The sequence below is a fragment of the Gluconobacter sp. R75690 genome (assembly GCF_015244525.1).
In the GTDB taxonomy this organism is placed as follows: domain Bacteria; phylum Pseudomonadota; class Alphaproteobacteria; order Acetobacterales; family Acetobacteraceae; genus Gluconobacter; species Gluconobacter potus.
On the sequence record NZ_JABCQB010000008.1, the window covers coordinates 92,660 to 108,899 of the forward strand.

Sequence of the window (16,240 nt, forward strand, 5' to 3'; positions counted from 1 at the left end):
TTCTTTCTCCGGACTGTCCTTCCTGTCCCTGTTAGAGCCAGCCGTTTGCCCGGGCGATCCGGCCGGCCTCGATGCGGTTGCGGGCATCGAGTTTCTGCACGATTTCCGAGAAGTAGTTACGGACCGTGCCGGAAGAGAGGGACAGTTCCTCGGCGATTTCGCGGTTGGTGCGTCCTGCTTCGGCGAGGCGGAGCATGGCGCGTTCGCGTTCGGAGAGCGGGTCGGGCAGGGCGTCCCACACGGCTTCGGCCAGATCGGGGGCGATGGCCCGGCCGCCTGCTGCGACCTTGCGGATGGCGGCGGCGAGCTGCGTGATGGGGGCGTCCTTGAGCATGTAGCCGCGCACGCCGGCCTGAAGCGCGCGGCGCAGATAGCCGGAGCGGCCGAAGGTCGTCACGATCATCACCCGGCTGGGCAGGCCTTCCTGAAGGATCTTTTCCGCAAGCTCGATGCCGGTGACGTGGGGCATTTCGATATCGGTCAGGACGACATCGGGGCGGTGTTCGCGGATCAGGTCGAGCGCCTCGCGCCCGTCGGTCGCCCGGCCGACGATCCGGATGTCGTCTTCGAGTTGCAGCAGGGCCTCGAAGGCATCGAGGAGCATGGTCTGGTCTTCGGCGAGGATGAGGCGGATCATGGGAGTGTCGTTGCAGTCAGCTTGAAGCCCTGGGGCTGGGGGGAAAGGGTCAGCGTACCGCCCGAGGCGGCAAGCCGGGCACGCATGCCGCGCAGGCCGTTGCCTTCGACGATGCTGCGGGCTGGTTGTGGGGCCTGGAGCGGGCCGTCGTCTTCGAGGGTGAAGGTATGGATATGGCCTTCCGCGTTCTGCTGGAAGGTCAGGGTACAGGTCCGGGCGTCGGAATGGCGGATGACATTTGTGACGGCTTCGCGCAGGGCTAGGGCGAGCACGCTGCTCTGCGGCTGATCGGCGGAGGGGGCGTGACCGTTCAGAACGAGCGTGATGCCTGCCGTATTCAGGGCCTTGCGGGCACGGTCCAGTTCGCGCTGAAGCGACGCACCGTTCATGCCGGCGACGGCCTCGCGGACTTCGCGCAGGGACGTGCGGGCGATCTGGCTGATTTCCGCGACTTCCTGCCGCGCACGGGGGGCATCGGACGTGAACAGACGGTCGGCCAGTTCGGCTTTCACGGAAATGACCGTGAGGGAATGACCCAGAAGATCATGCAGGTCACGCGCGATGCGTTCGCGCTCGGCGGTCGTGGCGAGGGTGCGGATCTCGTTCTGGGCCTCGCGCAGTTCGAAATTGCGGATGCCGAGCTGCCACTGCACCAGCGTGCCCATATAGGTGATGATGCTGAAAAAGGCGCCTGGGATGACTTCCAACGTGGTCTTGTGGCGGAAGTGCCCGGAAATGATCAGGACGACCTGAAGCAGGATGACCATCGTGATGGACTGCCGCTTTCCGGGAAGGCGGGCGCACATTCCGGCGGCGAAAATGCAGTAGACCTCCCAGTCGCCATGCGTCCAGGCGCAGGCATAGCCGATCAGGTCGGTCAGGATGATCTCGCCGTAGCCGTAATACCGGTCTTTGCGGTAGGGCGCGAAATAGACCAGCAGGAAAACCAGCATGGCGGCTGTGGAGAACAGGACGCCCGCAAGGGTGGGGCGGTGATAGCCCAGCAGCCACGGGACGGGATAGAACAGCAGGTAGCTCAGATAGGCCACCAGATACTGGTTGAAATGGGGCCACGGCGTCTTGCGGTCCGCCAGATGGCGGGAGAGGGAATCTGCGGCCATCAGGCGAGGGTGGTTGAGGACGTGTCCGGGGTCAAGAACGTTCCCGAGTGCCCCAGCCGGACCGCACTGCCGGCCCAGATGGCGAGAGCTGTGCCGAAGCCCGCGACTTCAAGATGCTGCGGTTCAGGCAGGAGCAGGGAGATGCCGGAGATCAGAACGATGGTCCCACCCATGAAGAGATGGACCGGCTCTTTCAGGGCATGGCCCAGCGGGATGTAGGACAGGCCGATGATGGCGCCCATCACCGGATAGAACAGGTCCATCCGGTGATGGGCATGGGTCCATGAGGCGGCGACGAAAATCCCGATGAAGCGCAGGATTTTGATGCGACGTGCCAGTTTCGGATCGAGGGTGGTTTCCGGGCGTCGCAGAATGAGGTCGCGGCGGATGAAGCCGAGGGCGAGCAGGACTGTCGGGAAGGCGATGAGGGCGATGGTCAGTGGAATGGACAACCGGCCTGCCTGAGCGCCGCGTGTGGCCCAGACGGCCGCGAAGATCAGTCCTGCGCAGTCGGTCAGCAGACCGCGCCAGTTTTTCTGTTCCGTCATCATCCGCGCTCCGTTTCCGCTGGGGCAGCCTGCGATGAGGATGCCCGTTCTGGCGCAGAAAAACAGGGTGCAGTGTCAGATGTCGCGGATGACATCGGTCATGGCTGGGGTCATGACGGGGTTCAGACCGGACGGAGCAGGATGTGCTTCTTCTTGCCGGATGAGACTTTCAGAACGCCTTCGCGGAGGTCGTCGAGCGTGAAGGTCTGGTTCTCGTCCGAGACGACCACGTCATTGACGCGACCGCCGCCGCCACGGATCAGGCGGCGCGCTTCACCACCGCTGGCGGCCAGTCCGGCTTCCTGAAAGACGCGGAAAGCGGGCAGGCCTTCGGCGATCAGGTTGGCGGGCAGGTCGATTTCGGGCAGCGCTGCCTGAACGGAGCCCTGTTCAAAGACGCGGCGGGCCGTCTCGGCGGCTTCTTCGGCAGCGGCGCGACCGTGGCAGATGGCGGTGGCCTCGGTCGCGAGGATCTTCTTGGCCTCGTTGATCTCCGAGCCTTCGAGCGCGCCCAGGCGTTCACATTCCTCAACGGGAAGATCCGTGAAGAACTTGAGGAAGCGGCCGACATCGGCGTCTTCGGTGTTGCGCCAGAACTGCCAGTATTCAAAGACCGGCAGCTTTTCCGGACGCACCCAGGTCGCGCCCTTGGCGGACTTGCCCATCTTGGCACCCGACGACGTGGTGACGAGTGGCGTGGTCAGGCCGAAGATCTGCTTGCCATCCGTGCGACGGGTCAGGTCAATGCCGGAGACGATGTTGCCCCACTGGTCCGAGCCGCCCATTTGCAGAACGGCGCCGTGACGGCGGTTCAGTTCTCGGAAATCATAGGACTGTAGGATGGAGTAATTGAACTCCAGGAAGGTCAGGCCCTGCTCGCGTTCCAGACGCTGGCGCACGCTGTCGAAGCCCAGCATCCGGCTGACCGAGAAATGCACGCCCACATCCTGCAGCAGGTTGATGTAGGAGAGCTTGTCCAGCCAGTCGGCATTGTTGGCGAGGATGGCGCCGCTGGACGGGTCTTCATCGCTGAAGGTGATGAACTGGCGCAGGGATTTTTCGATCCCGGCGATGTTGTGCGCGATCGTCTCGTTCGTGATGAGGGAGCGGGCCTCGTCGCGGAAGGACGGGTCGCCAATCTTGGCCGTGCCGCCACCCATCAGCGCAATCGGGCGATGGCCGTGCTTCTGGAGCAGACGGAGCGCCATGATGGAGAGCGCATTGCCGACATGCAGGGAGTCCGCGGTCGGGTCGAAGCCCACATAGGCGGTGATCGGTCCGGCCAGCATGGCCTCGTCGAGGGCGTCGAGGTCGGTGCACTGGAAGATCAGGCCGCGGGCCTGGGCTTCGAGGAGGAACGGACTCTTTGGCATGGGTCGGTCTTGCTACGCTGCTACAGGGAAGGACAGGACGCGGACCCTAGCATGACCAGCGCCGGAGCGGAAACTCCAGCAGCGGCCATGGCGGCGGGCCAGGTGCTCATTCCGTTTCGTAAGGCCAGTCGGTGCGGGCCATGCGGGACGGGACGACGAAGAAGCAGAGTATCCCGAGGGCGGCGAAGGCCAGTGCGACCGGCCCGAAGATGCGGCTGCCCAGAATGAACGGATTGCAGAATTGCAGCACGAAGGCGGGCGCGACGGTTGCTGCAACGATGACACCCTGCGGAGGCTGCTTCATGACGAGGAAGGGCAGCGGGCAGCAGAACGTCATGCCGAGGGTTGCAACCAGAAATTCTGCGGCGTCCAGCAGGGCATGCGAGGGCGCGAGCGGCTTGAACAGGGTGACCGGCAGCATGAGGCTCAGCGTGCGCAGCGGGGCCGTCATGAAAACCCTGTTGGCCTTGGCGGTGAAAACCGCCCGCACGAAGTCCAGCCGGCTGCCGAAGCGACCCGTTGTCAGAAGCAGCGGCCAGTGTTTGCGGTTGCTGATCCAGGCGTCCTGCAGGGCGATCAGGATGGTCATGCCGGGGGTCAGATGCGCGATCCGGTTGCCGAAACTGCCATGTCCGAGCGGCAGGCTCCCCATGATCAGGACCGCGCAGGCGGGCATGAACAGGCTGGTCAGGAGATCGTTGCGCAGATTGGTCGGCGCTGCGGGAGCGAGGAGCATCTGCCGCAACTGGTAGAAGCTGAGATCCCGCGGGGCGACACGGGGCGTCGTTTCGGGAAGTGCAAAATCCGGGGTCGAGGCAGTGAAGCCGTCCGTGGGGGCCATCATCGCCGGGGAATGCAGACGGTTCGGCAGAGTCATGATGGCGGCCGTCAGGAGGCCCATCATGGCGAGATCGGCCGGGATGGTCAGCAGGGCCGGGCGTGTGAGGGCCCAGAGCGGAAAATCGGTGGCGAAGGTCAGGAGCATCAGGCCGAGCAGCAGGCCAACGCCAATGACCGCCGTGATGCCCTTGATCCGGCGGGAGGCCTGCTGCGGCGGGGCATACCACTGGATGACGGCCGGCACGGTATTGAGAAGCGTGTAGAACAGCGTGTCATGCAGGGGCAGGCCGCTCCAGGCGAGCAGGCCGGAAAGGGCGAGGATGGCCACCATGGACATCAGGGCTGCCGCGCGGGCTTCGGCCTGGAGCAGGCCGGGGATGGCGGGGGCCTGGGATGCGCCGATCTGGTTGCCGGAATGGGTCTGAAGGCAGTTCTGCACGAAGGTCGCGGCGATGGCCGCGTTGAAGACATTGGCGTGTTTGAGCGCCTTTTCCAGACTCTGGGTCAGGAGGGCGGTGTGCAGTTCATGGGCCGTCAGACCCGCCAGCAGGATGAAGATCACAGCCGTGAAAATCATCGGATTGCCGACAAGGAAAATGCGTGTCCCATAGAGCCGCAGCGCGCGGATCATGTCGCTGCGTTCCAGTGCGCCCGAGGGCAGGAAACTCCTCATGCCGCGGCATCCGGGGTTTCAGTCGCAGGTGCCGTGCGCGGCGCCGTGATTTCCAGAAAGGCGTCTTCGAAATCCGGAATGACTGTCAGGGTGCCTTCGGGGAGCATGAGGTCTCCGGTCCAGCCATGCACCAGCAGCGCATCGGGACGCTGGCCGAGGATCTGGAGATCGGCGGGCAGGGCGGCGAGGAGCCGGTCGGGCGTGGGATGTTCGAGCCAGCGTGTGGTGGCGCGGAAGGTCTCGGTCGGGACGTCGAGCACGACATGTCCCTGCCGGACGAAGAGCAGGCGTGAGCACAGGCGTTCGAGATCGGACAGGATATGCGACGAGATCAGGATGCTGGCGCCCGTCCGCTGCGTATAGGTGTCGAGCAGGTTCATGAAGTCGCGCCGGGCGTGGGGGTCCAGACTGGCGACAGGTTCGTCCAGAACCAGGAATTCAGGGCTGTGACGCATGGCGAGGACGATGGCCAGACGCTGTTTCTGGCCGCCGGACAGGGAGCGCACCATCTTCTTCGGATCGAGGTCGGCCCAGGCGATCAGGGCGGGATCGACGGGGGGAAGCTCCCCATAGAACGCGGCGATATAGTCCATGAGCTGGCCGACGCGGAAGTTGCCGAAACCGGTCATGGTCTGGGGGACGAAGCCCGTCCGCGCCCGGATTTCCCGGGGGAGCGCCGCGATGCTGTGACCGAAAATATCGATGCTGCCGCCATCCGCGAGCAGGAAGCCCATGAGGCACCCGATCAGCGTGGATTTGCCTGCGCCGTTGCGTCCCAGAAGGGCCACGGTCTCGCCCTGTGCGATGGAGAAAGACACGTCATCCAGTGCCCGGAAGCTGCCGAAGCTCTTGGTGAGGTGCGAGACCTCGACGGGCAGGGAGGCAGGGGCAGCGGGGTGCAGAATGTTTCGGTCTTGCATGAAATATCCGGTTACATATTTGTCGGAACGGAGCAAGGAATTGTAGCGCCGGAAACAAAAAAGGCTCTCCGGAAGGGAGAGCCATTTTTGAAGTCTCTGACGGGGCGAATGTCCCGGATCAGTCTGCGGCCAGAGCCAGCGCCTTGCGGCCACGCATCGTGTTCACATGGTCTTCGAGGGCTTCGGCAACCCGGTCGGCCTGCTTGGCGAAGATGTGGTCGGCGTCTTCGAAGATGCGATAGTCGACGGTCACGTTCTTCTGGGTGTTCAGCTTGTCCACCAGCTTGCGGATGCCCGGTTCGGGAGCCATTTCGTCCCGGCCGCCGGCAATCATCAGGCCGCTGCACGGACAGGGGGCCAGAAAGCCGAAATCGTAGTCGTTGGCCGGCGGGGCCACGCTGATCCAGCCGCTGATTTCGGGGCGGCGCATCAGGAGCTGCATGCCCACGAAGGCACCGAAGGAATAGCCCGAGATCCACAGTTCCGTGGAGTTCGGATTGACCATCTGCATCCAGTCGAGGGCTGCCGCGGCATCGGAAATCTCGCCGATACCGCCATCGTAACGGCCCTGGGACCGGCCCACGCCACGCGAATTGTAGCGCATCACCGAGAAGCCCATCTTCTCGAAGCTGCGATACATCGTATAGGTGATACGGTTGTTCATGGTGCCGCCGTGGAGCGGATGGGGATGCAGCACCAGGGCAAGCGGAGCGTTGGGTTCGCTGGAGTGGTGGTAACGACCCTCAAGCCGGCCGTCGGGGCCGGCGAACATCACTTCAGGCATGAATACTCTCGCACTGTGTCAGGCAGGATTGGAACTCTGCCGTCCGGTGACGCAGTGTATATCGATTCGCAAAACCCGATTTCCACCAAAATCGACACGGCGTTGCGATTTCCGCCAGTTTGTCCAATCTGGAAAACATGATGACTGCACTCAAGACCGTCTCCGGGACGACCTATCTGGATGCCAACGCCACCGAACCTCTGCGCCCCTGTGCGAAGGAGGCAGCGCTGGAGGGGATGATGCTCTCCGGAAACCCGTCTTCGGTGCATGCCGAGGGACGGGAAGCGCGCCGGTTTCTGGAGGATGCCCGCAGCCGGGTTGCAGCGGGTTTCGGGCGGATTTCCGGCACCTGCGTGTTTACGTCCGGGGCGACGGAAGCCGATGCGATGGCGGTTCATGCTTTCGGACAGGAACGCCGGATTTTCGTTGGGTCTACGGAACATGATGCCATCCTCAGGGCCGCGCCGGAGGCTGAAATCCTGCCCGTGAGCAGGGACGGGATTCTGGACGTGGAACACCTGCGCTCGCGGTTGCAGGACACCGGACCGGCGCTGGTCTGCGTGATGTCCGCGAATAACGAGACGGGGGTGCTCTCACCGCTGGAGGACGTGTTGGCGGTCTGTCGCGACTCGGGAGCACATCTGCATGTCGATGCCGTGCAGAGCGCGGGGCGGGTGCCGTTTGCACTGGGCGGGTGCAGTGTTGCGGTGTCTGGGCACAAGATGGGTGGCCCGAAAGGGGCAGGAGCGCTGCTGCTGGCGGAAGACGAACCCATGGACGCGCTGGTGGCTGGTGGCGGTCAGGAGCGGGGACGCCGGGGCGGGACACAGGCCCTGCCAGCCATTCTGGGCATGGCGGCGGCGTTCGATGCGGCGCGTGCGCAGGACTGGGCACCGGTGCAGCGTCTTCGGAATCGGGTCGAAGCGGCTGCGAAAAGTGTTGGCGCACGGGTTGCGGGAGAGACTGTGGCGCGGTTGCCGAATACGAGCTGTCTGATTCTGGATGGGGTGGCGGCTCAGGTTCAGCTCATGGCGCTGGATCTGGCCGGATTCTGCGTCTCGGCGGGGTCGGCCTGTTCGTCGGGGAAGGTCTCTTCCTCGCACGTTCTGCGGGCGATGGGGGAGACGGAGGGCGCGTCGCAGGCCATCCGCGTTTCGCTGCCCTGGAATGTGCAGGAGACCCAGGTCCAGGCGTTCTGCGAGGCCTATGAGGCCATGGCGCGGCGTTTGCGGAAATGAGACGGGTAAAGGGACGGCGGGCATGATCTATCTCGATTATCTTTCGACAACGCCGTGTGAGCCGGCTGTCGTGGAAGCCATGCTGCCCTGGTTCGGGGAGGATTTCGGAAATCCGCACAGTCCGCATGGGCCGGGGCGAAAGGCGGCGGACGCCTTGGAGCGGGCCCGGGAGAGCGTGGCGCGGCTTCTGGGCGTGGAGACGCGGGAGATCGTGTTTACGTCCGGTGCGACGGAAGCGAACAACCTCGCCATCAAGGGGGCTGCGCGTCATCTGGCGCGGCTGGGCGATCCGCGGCGTCGGATTGTCACGGTGGCGACGGAGCATAAATGCGTTCTGGAATCGGTGCGTGATCTGAAAAGCGGGGGCTTTGAAGCGGTCGTGCTCGGTGTGGACGGCGAGGGACGGGTTGATCCCGAAGCCCTGCGGGAGGCGCTGAAAGTCCCAACGCTGCTGGTCAGCATCATGGCGGCGAATAACGAGACGGGCGTGTTGCAGGATATTCCGCAGCTTGCGGCGATCGTGAAGGAGAGCGGGGCGCTAATGCATGTCGATCTGGCGCAGATGGCGGGAAAGATGCCGGTGTCGCTGCGGGATGTGGATCTGGCGTCCGTCTCTGCTCACAAGATGTACGGCCCCAAAGGGATCGGCGCGCTTTATGTCCGGAGAAAGCCGCGTGTTCGGCTGGAGCCGCTGTTTTCCGGGGGCGGTCAGGAACGCGGGCTTCGGTCCGGGACGCTGCCGATGCCTCTGATTGTGGGATTTGGAGAAGCTGCGGATCTGGCGGCTGCGACCATGGGTGATGAGGCGGCGCGGCAGGTGTTCCTGCGGGATGATCTGTGGGCGCAGCTTCGCGAAGGTCTGCCGGGGATTGCGCTGAACGGGGCTGGGGCGCCGCGTTTGGCAGGGGCAATGAATGTCTGTCTGCCGGAAGGATGTCGGGCGCTGGACGTTCTTGAAGCCTGTCCGGATGTCGCGGCTTCGACCGGATCGGCCTGCACGGCGGCGGAGATTGCGCCGTCCTATGTCTTGACGGCGATGGGACTTTCTGCGGAGAAGGCGTCCCGGTGCTTGCGCCTGTCGGTCGGACGCTCTACCTCCAAGGCCGATATTGACCGTGCGGCCTCTCTTCTGATCGCAGCCGCCCGGGCGTGCCAACCCAACTGAAACCGGAAAAAGCGGACGAACTATGCCCAAGATGACCTTTATCGAGCGTGATGGAACCCGTCGTGACGTTGACGCGCCCGTCGGCCTGTCGGTGCTGGAAATCGCACACAAGCACGACATTGACCTGGAAGGTGCGTGCGAAGGCTCGCTGGCCTGCGCGACCTGCCATGTGGTTGTCGATCCGGAATGGGCCGCCAAGCTGAGCGCGCCGACGGATGACGAGGAAGACATGCTCGACCTGGCATTCGGTCTGGAAAAGACGTCCCGTCTCGGCTGCCAGATCGTCATGACGGACGCGCTTGACGGCCTGACCGTCCGTCTGCCGAAGGCGGGCTGAGCATCATGCGGATCCTCGTTGCCATGTCGGGAGGCGTGGACAGTTCCGTAGTGGCCGCGCTGCTCAAACGGCAGGGCCACGAGGTGATTGGCGCGACCCTCCAGCTTTACGACCACGGACAGGCCGCCAAGCCGGGCGCGTGCTGTGCGGGGCGTGACATCATGGATGCGCGCGCCGTGGCGGACCGTCTGGGTTTCCCGCACTATGTGATTGATGCGGAAAGCCGGTTCCGTGACAGCGTGGTCGAGAGCTTTGCGGACGCCTATGCGCGTGGCGAGACCCCGGTTCCGTGCGTGGCCTGCAATCAGGGCGTGAAATTCACGGATCTGCTGGGCATGGCGCGGGATCTGGGCTGCGAGGCCATGGCGACCGGGCATTATGTTCGCCGTGTTGAAGGTGCGGACGGGGCGGAAATGCACCGTCCCGTCGATGCGGACCGGGATCAGAGCTGGTTCCTGTTCGCCACGACCAAAGACCAGCTTGATTATCTGCGCTTTCCGCTGGGCGAGATGCCGGACAAGGCGCATGTCCGGGCACTTGCGCAGGAACTGGGGCTGGAAATCGCCGCCAAGCCTGACAGTCAGGACATCTGTTTCGTGCCCAGCGGCTCCTATGCCGAGCTGGTCGAGAAGCTGCGTCCGGAAGTGCGTGGCGAGGGTGAGATCGTGGACGAAGACGGCCGCGTGCTTGGCCGTCATGAAGGTGTGGCGCGCTATACGGTCGGGCAGAGCAAGCGCCTGGGCGACATCCACACCGCGACTGGTGAGCGCCAGATGGTGACGCGCATTGATGTGCCGAAGCGGCGGATTGTGGTCGGGCCGCGTGTGCAGGTTTCGGAAGCAGACAGCCGTCGCACCGTGCGTCTGCGGGATATGAACTGGCTGATCGATGCGCCTGCGGAAGGCGTGCGCTGTGGCGTGCAGATCCGGGCGCGGGAGAAGCTGCGCGAGGCTGTCGTGAAGCCGCTGGAGAATGGTGGTGCGCTGGTGGAACTGACCGAGGCTGCGATGCCGGCGCCGGGTCAGGCCTGTGTGCTGTATGATGGAAGCCGCGTTCTGGGTGGTGGCTTCATTACTGCGGGAGACGCCTGATGGCGGGTGTGCTGCTTCTGGGATCGCGCCGGTATTCGTCCTGGTCCCTGCGGGGCTGGCTGGCGGTGCGTCTGGCCGGGCTGGATGTGACGGAAGAAGTCATCCCGCTCAAGGGCGGTGGCAAAACGACTGAAATCCATGCGCGTTCGCCCAACCGGATGGTGCCGTATCTGACGCATGATGGTGCGGATGTCTGGGAAAGTCTGGCGATCTGCGAATACTGCGCGGAAATTGCGCCCTCGCTATGGCCTGAAGACCGGATCGTTCGGGCCCATGCCCGCAGTATCAGCGCGCAGATGCATGCCGGTTTCCGCCCGATCCGCCAGAACTGCTCTATGGACGTGGAGCGCATTCCGGCCCCTCCGCCGGAAATCAGCGAGGAACTGGCGGCCGATGTGGCGCTGCTGAGTCGTACGCTCAAGAGCGCGCTTCTGCGCTCAGGCCAGCCGACACCGTTCCTGTTCGGGGAGCGGATGACGGTCGCGGACTGCATGTATGCGCCGATCGCCATCCGGATCCATACGTTCGAACTGGACGTGGATCCGGTCGTGAAAACCTGGGTGCGGACGATGCTCGATCATCCGCTGATGCGGGAATGGTACGAACTGGCAGAAGCTGAACCGGCGGAGTGGCGTCTGGTCTACTGACGCTCAGTGGGCGCTCTCAGTGATGGGCGAAGCTCATGCCGGTCTGAAGGGCGGTTCTGAGGACTTCGCCCCAGATATTGCCATTGCCCCCCATGCCACCACCCTGATGGCCCCGGACAGTGTAACCGGAATCATCGTCATTGGCGGCGGCTGCCATGTCGGCAGGCGAGGAATGTGAGGCACAGGCTGAAAGCAGAACGAAAACGGTCGCGGCGCAGGTTTTTTTCACGGGGACCGGTTCCTCCTGTTTCCCTGCCGGAAAGAATGCGTCCTGTCTTCATGACTGTCATGTCAGGAACCGTAAGGAAGCGTAATCGTGCCGCCTGCGGGATGGAAACCTGCGCCGTTCTGTAACGCTCTATGTCTGTAACGGGCATGAGGCGTCAGGAATGAGTGCGGCGGACAGTCACGAAACGGATGCGAAAACGCAGGCGTGCAGCGCGGGCCTGCACTATGTGGACCGGTCCATGTCGGGGATTGCGAGTCGCCGGGGCGGCCGCGGTTTTGCGTTTTATGCACCCGATGGCAGGCTTGAATCGGTGCTGACCGAAGAGCAGGTGCCGGGACCGAACGGGCTTTGTCTCTCGCCGGATCTCAAGACACTTTACGTGATTTCCATCGCGCCCGATCCGGGCGTTCGCTATGGTCAATGGCCGCCTGCAGAACGGTCGCGTGTTCTGTGACATGACGCTGGAGGGGCAGAGGCTCGTGCCGGATGGCATGAAGGCGGATGTGTTCGGCAATCTGTGGTGCGGGGCCACTGGGGCGTATGGTCTGTGCGGTGTGTTCTGCTACAGCCCGGGCGGGAAGCTGCTGGGGCGGATCCGGCTGCCGCATGGTGTGTCGAACCTGACATTCGGCGGGCTCAAGCGGAACGAACTCTACATGTGCGCGGCGGGGAGCCTGTACCGTGTCATGCTGAACACGCAGGGCGCGGCATTGTGTTGAATTTTCCCTGTCGGGGAATGGGTCACGGCAGTTTTCACAAGAAACTCCGGAGGGCTGTTGGCAGTTAAGCAGGCTGGATCTGTTCGCCTGCGGTTCGTCACGCTGTAAGGGGCTGCCGGAGCGGACATCGGGGAGGAAAACGCGGACATGAACTCTCTGGGATTGTTTGCTCTGCTGCTGGCTGTGGCAACACTGCTCGGGATCATCAATTACCGGACCCTGAAACTGCCGCTGACCATCGGGATTCTGCTGATCTCGATGCTCATCTCCCTGATTGTCATGATCCTGAACCCGCTATTTCCGGGCTATGACCTGCAACAGGTCCCGCAGTCCCTGCTGGGAACGATCAATCTGCCGCGGACGCTGCTCGATGGGGCGTTGTCCTTCCTGCTGTTTGCCGGAGCGATGCAGGTCGATCTGGGCCTGCTGCTGTCGCGCGGGAAATCGGTTGCGGCGCTGGCAATTCTGGGGACGTCGCTGGCCGTGGGTCTGCTGGCTGTGCCGGCCTGGCTCATCTTTCCCGTGTTCGGGCTGGCGGTCCCCTTCAGCTGGTGCGTGCTGCTCGGAGCGATGCTGGCGCCGACCGATCCGGTTTCAGTGGTGGGCATGCTGCGCAGGCTGGGGCTGCCGCCGGCTTTGCAGGCGACATTCGCGGGTGAAAGCCTGTTCAATGATGGTGTGGGTGTCGTCATTTTCGGGACCATGATCGGGCTGGCGACCGGAGAGACGAGTTCCGTTTCGATCGGGGATTTCGTGCTGCGGTTTCTGGTGGAAGCCGTTGGTGGCGGCCTGCTCGGTGCCTTTACGGGCTGGCTGACCCTGTTGCTGCTGCGGGGCGTGGAGGACACGCAGATTGATCTTCTGGGCTCTCTGGCTCTGGCGACGGGGACGTACAGCTTGGCGAACGGGCTGCACATGTCCGGGCCGATTGCGGTCGTGGTGGCAGGCATGAGCCTTGCGGGCAAGGCGGGTCATCGGGCCATCACGCAGAAATCCCGTGAGGAAATGGTGGTGTTCTGGAACCTGATCGATGAGATCCTGAACGCCCTGCTGTTCCTGCTGATCGGGTTCGAGCTTCTGGAAATCCGGCTTCACCTGGCGCCGCTCCTGACGATGCTGGTGGTTATCCCGCTTTCGGTTCTGGTGCGGGGGGCGAGCGTTTTCCTGTCCACCATGCCTGTTCATCTGCAACCCGGAGAACGGGGTCGTGCTTTGGGCGTTCTGACTTGGGGCGGGTTGCGGGGTGGCATTTCCGTTGCTCTGGCCCTGGGGCTTCCGGCCGGGGAACTGCGCGAGACGCTGCTCCCGGTTTGCTATGGGGTCGTGGTCTTCACGATCATCGTGCAGGGGCTGACGATGGGGCGGGTGGTGCGCTGGCTTTACCCCGAGACGGCTCCGCCATCCTGAAGCGCCATTTCCGCAAAAGGTGTTTGGCGGCCTCTGTGGGTTCTGCCGGGAGGCTGTGATAGATTCGGAAAACAGATGGTTCTGTTGGAGTATTTTGCAGATGGTACGCTTGAGGCATTTCAGGAGTTTTACGATGGCTGCGGCGCTGGGAGCAGGGCTTGTCATGCCTCAACTGGCATCTGCCACGCCGCTTGCGGGTCAGAAGGCGTGCTGGGATTCAAACGTGGGCGAGGACCCGCGCCCTGAAATCAGCTGTCAGAGCCTGTCGCCCGAGTTCCTGCGCAAGCTGGAACATGCGACCCCGGCTCAGGTGAGCAAGTTGTTTGCCGTTCCGGGAAAAGATGGAAAGCCGACCTATTTTGAAGGCGTGGGCAAGATTCCGGGCTTTCACAATGGATATGTCGACCTGGTCTACAGCAAGGGTCATGTGACGAATGTGAGCGCGGTGACAACCGAGTTCCAGAACAATGGTATGGCAGGCCCGGAAATGGATTTCCGCTGGGATGCCGTAAAGGGCGAATGCTCGGATTTTCCCGGCTCGACCCAGCGCTGCAATGCACTTTAATAAAGCCCGATAATCACGGATGAGCCAGGGGGCATCGCGCTAACGCCGCATGATCAGGCGGAACGGCGCAGCCGCCGGGTGGGCGATAGCTGTATCGCGCGTTCTTGAGAACGCATGAAACATCCGATCATGGAATTCTGGCAATAAGGCCTAAGAAATTCCCAGTATTGTTTTCGCAATAAGCTCGGTTGTTGCCAGAGTAGTAATCGTTCCTGTCCGCAAGGCAGCCAGAATGGCTACAAGTTTGGAACTTTCACTGGCAATGGTAATGACGTTGGGAATGCGCCGCAGGTCTTCCAGTGCCAGTCCGATTACGCGACCTTGCAAGGAAATGTCCGCATGCTTTCCTTCAATCGTGATAAAATCATATCCCATCATGTCTCCGACGGTTCCGGCGAGCTTTGCTTCCGCGACTTCCTGGGGTGAAAACCAGCCCATCCGAACCATGTTGCTGTCTTCGCTGACATCTCCAATGCCGATCAGCGCGACGTCCGCACGACGGGCCCTGTGCAGGGTGCGACGAACGACATCATTATCCATCAAGGCACAACGAAGGGCTGCATCAGAGACCAGGGCTGGCGCATAAAGTGTTTCACTCATCCCACCGAAGCGTGCTGCAAGCCGTCGGCAGATGTGATCAGAGCTCATATACTCGCCAGCCCGGGTCGAACCGCCGATTGCCGAAACGAATGTAATCGCGCGTGCAACTGGCATGCCGATCTGGTCTGCGATCGCAGCGACATTGCGTCCCATTCCGACCGCGACAATCATTTCGTCGCGTAATATGCTTTCAAGATGCGCAGCCAGCATGGCTGCTACGGCACTGCGCTGTGCATCGGGATCATTCTGGTTCACCGCCGTAAGCAGGCGTTCTATACCAAAACGTTTTTGAAACTCCTGCTCAAGTTCTGCAGCCGCAGCCGGGCGTGTGCGGACGCGGATCTCGACGATCCCTTCTTCACGCGCCCGTTTCAGGAGTTTGCTGACGGTAGGCCTGGAAAGGGCAAATTTTCTCGACAGTTCTTCCTGAGTGACCTGCTCAAGATAATAAAGTGCCGCCAGTTCCGTGAGTTGATCGGCGGGGAAATCAGACCGACTGCTCCGACGTCCCTCCATGGATGGAACAGAGCTGTCGGCCGAGCCCTTTGAGTGTCGGGAAGTGAGTTGCTCGATACGCTTTTGCGGTTTTTCAAACAGAAATCCGGCCCTCGTAATAGGTAATCCGCTCGACTTTTTCCGCAGATGCGCCGCCGCTGAACTCGGAAGAAAGATATGCATGCACGATGGTTTTGGCAAGTTCCGGCCCAATGACACGGGCGCCCAGCGTAATGATCTGGGCATTGTTGCTCTTCATGGCCCGTTCGGCCGAATAGGTGTCATGTGTTTGGGCCGCGCGTATGCCCGGAACCTTGTTGGCGCTGATTGCAACACCGATTCCGGTTCCGCAGAGCAGAATGCCGCGCTCATGTTTTCCGTTCATGATGGCATCTGCAACCGTTACGGCGATATCGGGGTAAAGAACGGACTTTCCTTCATGGGTGCCGTAATCCGTTACGTCGTGTCCCCAGGATTCCAGGGTAGTCCGGATGATGTCCTTGAGGGTTGTCGCTGCTTCATCGCAGCCAAGCGCGATCTTCATTGTTTTTCTCCATTTTAGCCAGAATGTCTGCCGGGCGATAATCGACTGCATTGATGTGTGTTTTCTTGCACAAAAGAAAAAAATAAAACACATTTGTTAAATCACATATATGTGACTTTCCGGGTTTTGGAATGAATTTTCCGCATAAATCACACGGTAGTGAGATAAATTTCGCTAAAAACGTGTGATAGTGTTTGATGGCTTTCCTGATTGGCGTTATGTTCAGGAACTTTTGTAAGGCGGATATATCAAACGTTCTGCTTTGGGGCCGTGTTGGCTGGAGACGCCGCAAATAACAGCGGTGATG

Annotated in this window: 19 protein-coding genes; 9 read left to right on the forward strand and 10 right to left on the reverse strand. The window is 62.2% G+C overall.

All coding sequences use genetic code 11. From position 1 onward, the window contains the following. Positions 1 to 31 precede the first annotated feature (31 nt). The 7 genes from HKD27_RS10865 to HKD27_RS10895 all read right to left on the reverse strand — a co-directional run bounded on the left by HKD27_RS10865 (position 32) and on the right by HKD27_RS10895 (position 6,896). Positions 32 to 637 (reverse strand): response regulator transcription factor, encoded by a 606-nt coding sequence (locus HKD27_RS10865; RefSeq protein WP_141353618.1) that lies wholly within the window; start codon positions 635 to 637, stop codon positions 32 to 34. Next, a complete protein-coding gene (locus HKD27_RS10870; RefSeq protein ID WP_194689532.1) occupies positions 634 to 1,758 on the reverse strand; it encodes a sensor histidine kinase in 1,125 nt (374 codons plus the stop codon). The genes HKD27_RS10865 and HKD27_RS10870 overlap by 4 nt, the downstream gene beginning before the upstream one ends. Beyond that, positions 1,758 to 2,309, reverse strand: a complete 552-nt coding sequence (locus tag HKD27_RS10875; RefSeq protein ID WP_062495434.1) for a hypothetical protein — start codon at positions 2,307 to 2,309, stop codon at positions 1,758 to 1,760. The genes HKD27_RS10870 and HKD27_RS10875 overlap by 1 nt, the downstream gene beginning before the upstream one ends. Before the next feature lie 119 nt (positions 2,310 to 2,428). Continuing rightward, complete coding sequence (tyrS, locus tag HKD27_RS10880; protein WP_062495432.1) at positions 2,429 to 3,679, reverse strand: tyrosine--tRNA ligase; 1,251 nt, start codon at positions 3,677 to 3,679, stop codon at positions 2,429 to 2,431. Positions 3,680 to 3,785: 106 nt separating this feature from the next. Then, entirely contained in the window at positions 3,786 to 5,192 is a 1,407-nt protein-coding gene (locus tag HKD27_RS10885) for an ABC transporter permease (RefSeq protein WP_194689531.1), read from the reverse strand. Next, positions 5,189 to 6,112, reverse strand: coding sequence for an ABC transporter ATP-binding protein (locus HKD27_RS10890; RefSeq protein WP_194689530.1), 924 nt, complete (start codon positions 6,110 to 6,112; stop codon positions 5,189 to 5,191). Before HKD27_RS10890 ends, HKD27_RS10885 begins: the two co-directional genes overlap by 4 nt. A gap of 118 nt (positions 6,113 to 6,230) precedes the next feature. Beyond that, positions 6,231 to 6,896 (reverse strand): alpha/beta hydrolase, encoded by a 666-nt coding sequence (locus tag HKD27_RS10895; protein ID WP_011252909.1) that lies wholly within the window; start codon positions 6,894 to 6,896, stop codon positions 6,231 to 6,233. Between the two features lie 137 nt (positions 6,897 to 7,033). Between HKD27_RS10895 and HKD27_RS10900 the strand changes: the two genes are divergently transcribed. Genes HKD27_RS10900 through HKD27_RS10920 form a run of 5 tightly spaced genes read left to right on the forward strand, consistent with a single transcriptional unit; the run spans position 7,034 to position 11,374 of the window. Further along, the gene (locus HKD27_RS10900) at positions 7,034 to 8,134 is read left to right on the forward strand and encodes a cysteine desulfurase family protein (protein ID WP_228518471.1); all 1,101 of its coding nucleotides are present in this window, start codon (positions 7,034 to 7,036) and stop codon (positions 8,132 to 8,134) included. A gap of 22 nt (positions 8,135 to 8,156) precedes the next feature. Further along, on the forward strand, positions 8,157 to 9,299 hold the full coding sequence (locus HKD27_RS10905; protein WP_194689529.1) for a cysteine desulfurase family protein: 1,143 nt from the start codon (positions 8,157 to 8,159) through the stop codon (positions 9,297 to 9,299). A gap of 22 nt (positions 9,300 to 9,321) precedes the next feature. Next, entirely contained in the window at positions 9,322 to 9,636 is a 315-nt protein-coding gene (locus tag HKD27_RS10910; RefSeq protein ID WP_011252912.1) for a ferredoxin family 2Fe-2S iron-sulfur cluster binding protein, read from the forward strand. A gap of 5 nt (positions 9,637 to 9,641) precedes the next feature. Further along, positions 9,642 to 10,727: a tRNA 2-thiouridine(34) synthase MnmA gene (gene mnmA / locus HKD27_RS10915; RefSeq protein WP_194689528.1), complete on the forward strand. Its 1,086-nt coding sequence runs from the start codon at positions 9,642 to 9,644 to the stop codon at positions 10,725 to 10,727. Then, positions 10,727 to 11,374: a glutathione S-transferase family protein gene (locus tag HKD27_RS10920; RefSeq protein ID WP_194689527.1), complete on the forward strand. Its 648-nt coding sequence runs from the start codon at positions 10,727 to 10,729 to the stop codon at positions 11,372 to 11,374. Before mnmA ends, HKD27_RS10920 begins: the two co-directional genes overlap by 1 nt. A gap of 16 nt (positions 11,375 to 11,390) precedes the next feature. On the opposite strand, the gene HKD27_RS10925 is transcribed toward HKD27_RS10920, so the two are convergent. Continuing rightward, the gene (locus HKD27_RS10925; protein WP_194265420.1) at positions 11,391 to 11,603 is read right to left on the reverse strand and encodes a hypothetical protein; all 213 of its coding nucleotides are present in this window, start codon (positions 11,601 to 11,603) and stop codon (positions 11,391 to 11,393) included. 160 nt (positions 11,604 to 11,763) lie between these two features. Here HKD27_RS10925 and HKD27_RS16405 point away from each other — a divergent pair, with 160 nt between their 5' ends. The 4 genes from HKD27_RS16405 (at position 11,764) to HKD27_RS10940 (ending at position 14,294) form a co-directional block, all read left to right on the forward strand. Further along, a complete protein-coding gene (locus tag HKD27_RS16405) occupies positions 11,764 to 12,057 on the forward strand; it encodes an SMP-30/gluconolactonase/LRE family protein (RefSeq protein ID WP_228518470.1) in 294 nt (97 codons plus the stop codon). Next, positions 12,017 to 12,322: an SMP-30/gluconolactonase/LRE family protein gene (locus HKD27_RS16410; protein WP_228518469.1), complete on the forward strand. Its 306-nt coding sequence runs from the start codon at positions 12,017 to 12,019 to the stop codon at positions 12,320 to 12,322. Before HKD27_RS16405 ends, HKD27_RS16410 begins: the two co-directional genes overlap by 41 nt. Positions 12,323 to 12,469: 147 nt before the next feature. Beyond that, positions 12,470 to 13,729, forward strand: a complete 1,260-nt coding sequence (locus HKD27_RS10935; RefSeq protein WP_041111765.1) for a sodium:proton antiporter — start codon at positions 12,470 to 12,472, stop codon at positions 13,727 to 13,729. 133 nt (positions 13,730 to 13,862) lie between these two features. Continuing rightward, positions 13,863 to 14,294: a hypothetical protein gene (locus tag HKD27_RS10940; protein WP_228518468.1), complete on the forward strand. Its 432-nt coding sequence runs from the start codon at positions 13,863 to 13,865 to the stop codon at positions 14,292 to 14,294. 150 nt (positions 14,295 to 14,444) lie between these two features. Here HKD27_RS10940 and HKD27_RS10945 read toward each other — a convergent pair whose 3' ends face one another. Next, positions 14,445 to 15,572 (reverse strand): sugar-binding transcriptional regulator, encoded by a 1,128-nt coding sequence (locus HKD27_RS10945; protein WP_228518467.1) that lies wholly within the window; start codon positions 15,570 to 15,572, stop codon positions 14,445 to 14,447. Continuing rightward, on the reverse strand, positions 15,484 to 15,933 hold the full coding sequence (rpiB, locus tag HKD27_RS10950; RefSeq protein ID WP_194689525.1) for a ribose 5-phosphate isomerase B: 450 nt from the start codon (positions 15,931 to 15,933) through the stop codon (positions 15,484 to 15,486). Before rpiB ends, HKD27_RS10945 begins: the two co-directional genes overlap by 89 nt. Between the last annotated feature and the right edge of the window lie 307 nt (positions 15,934 to 16,240).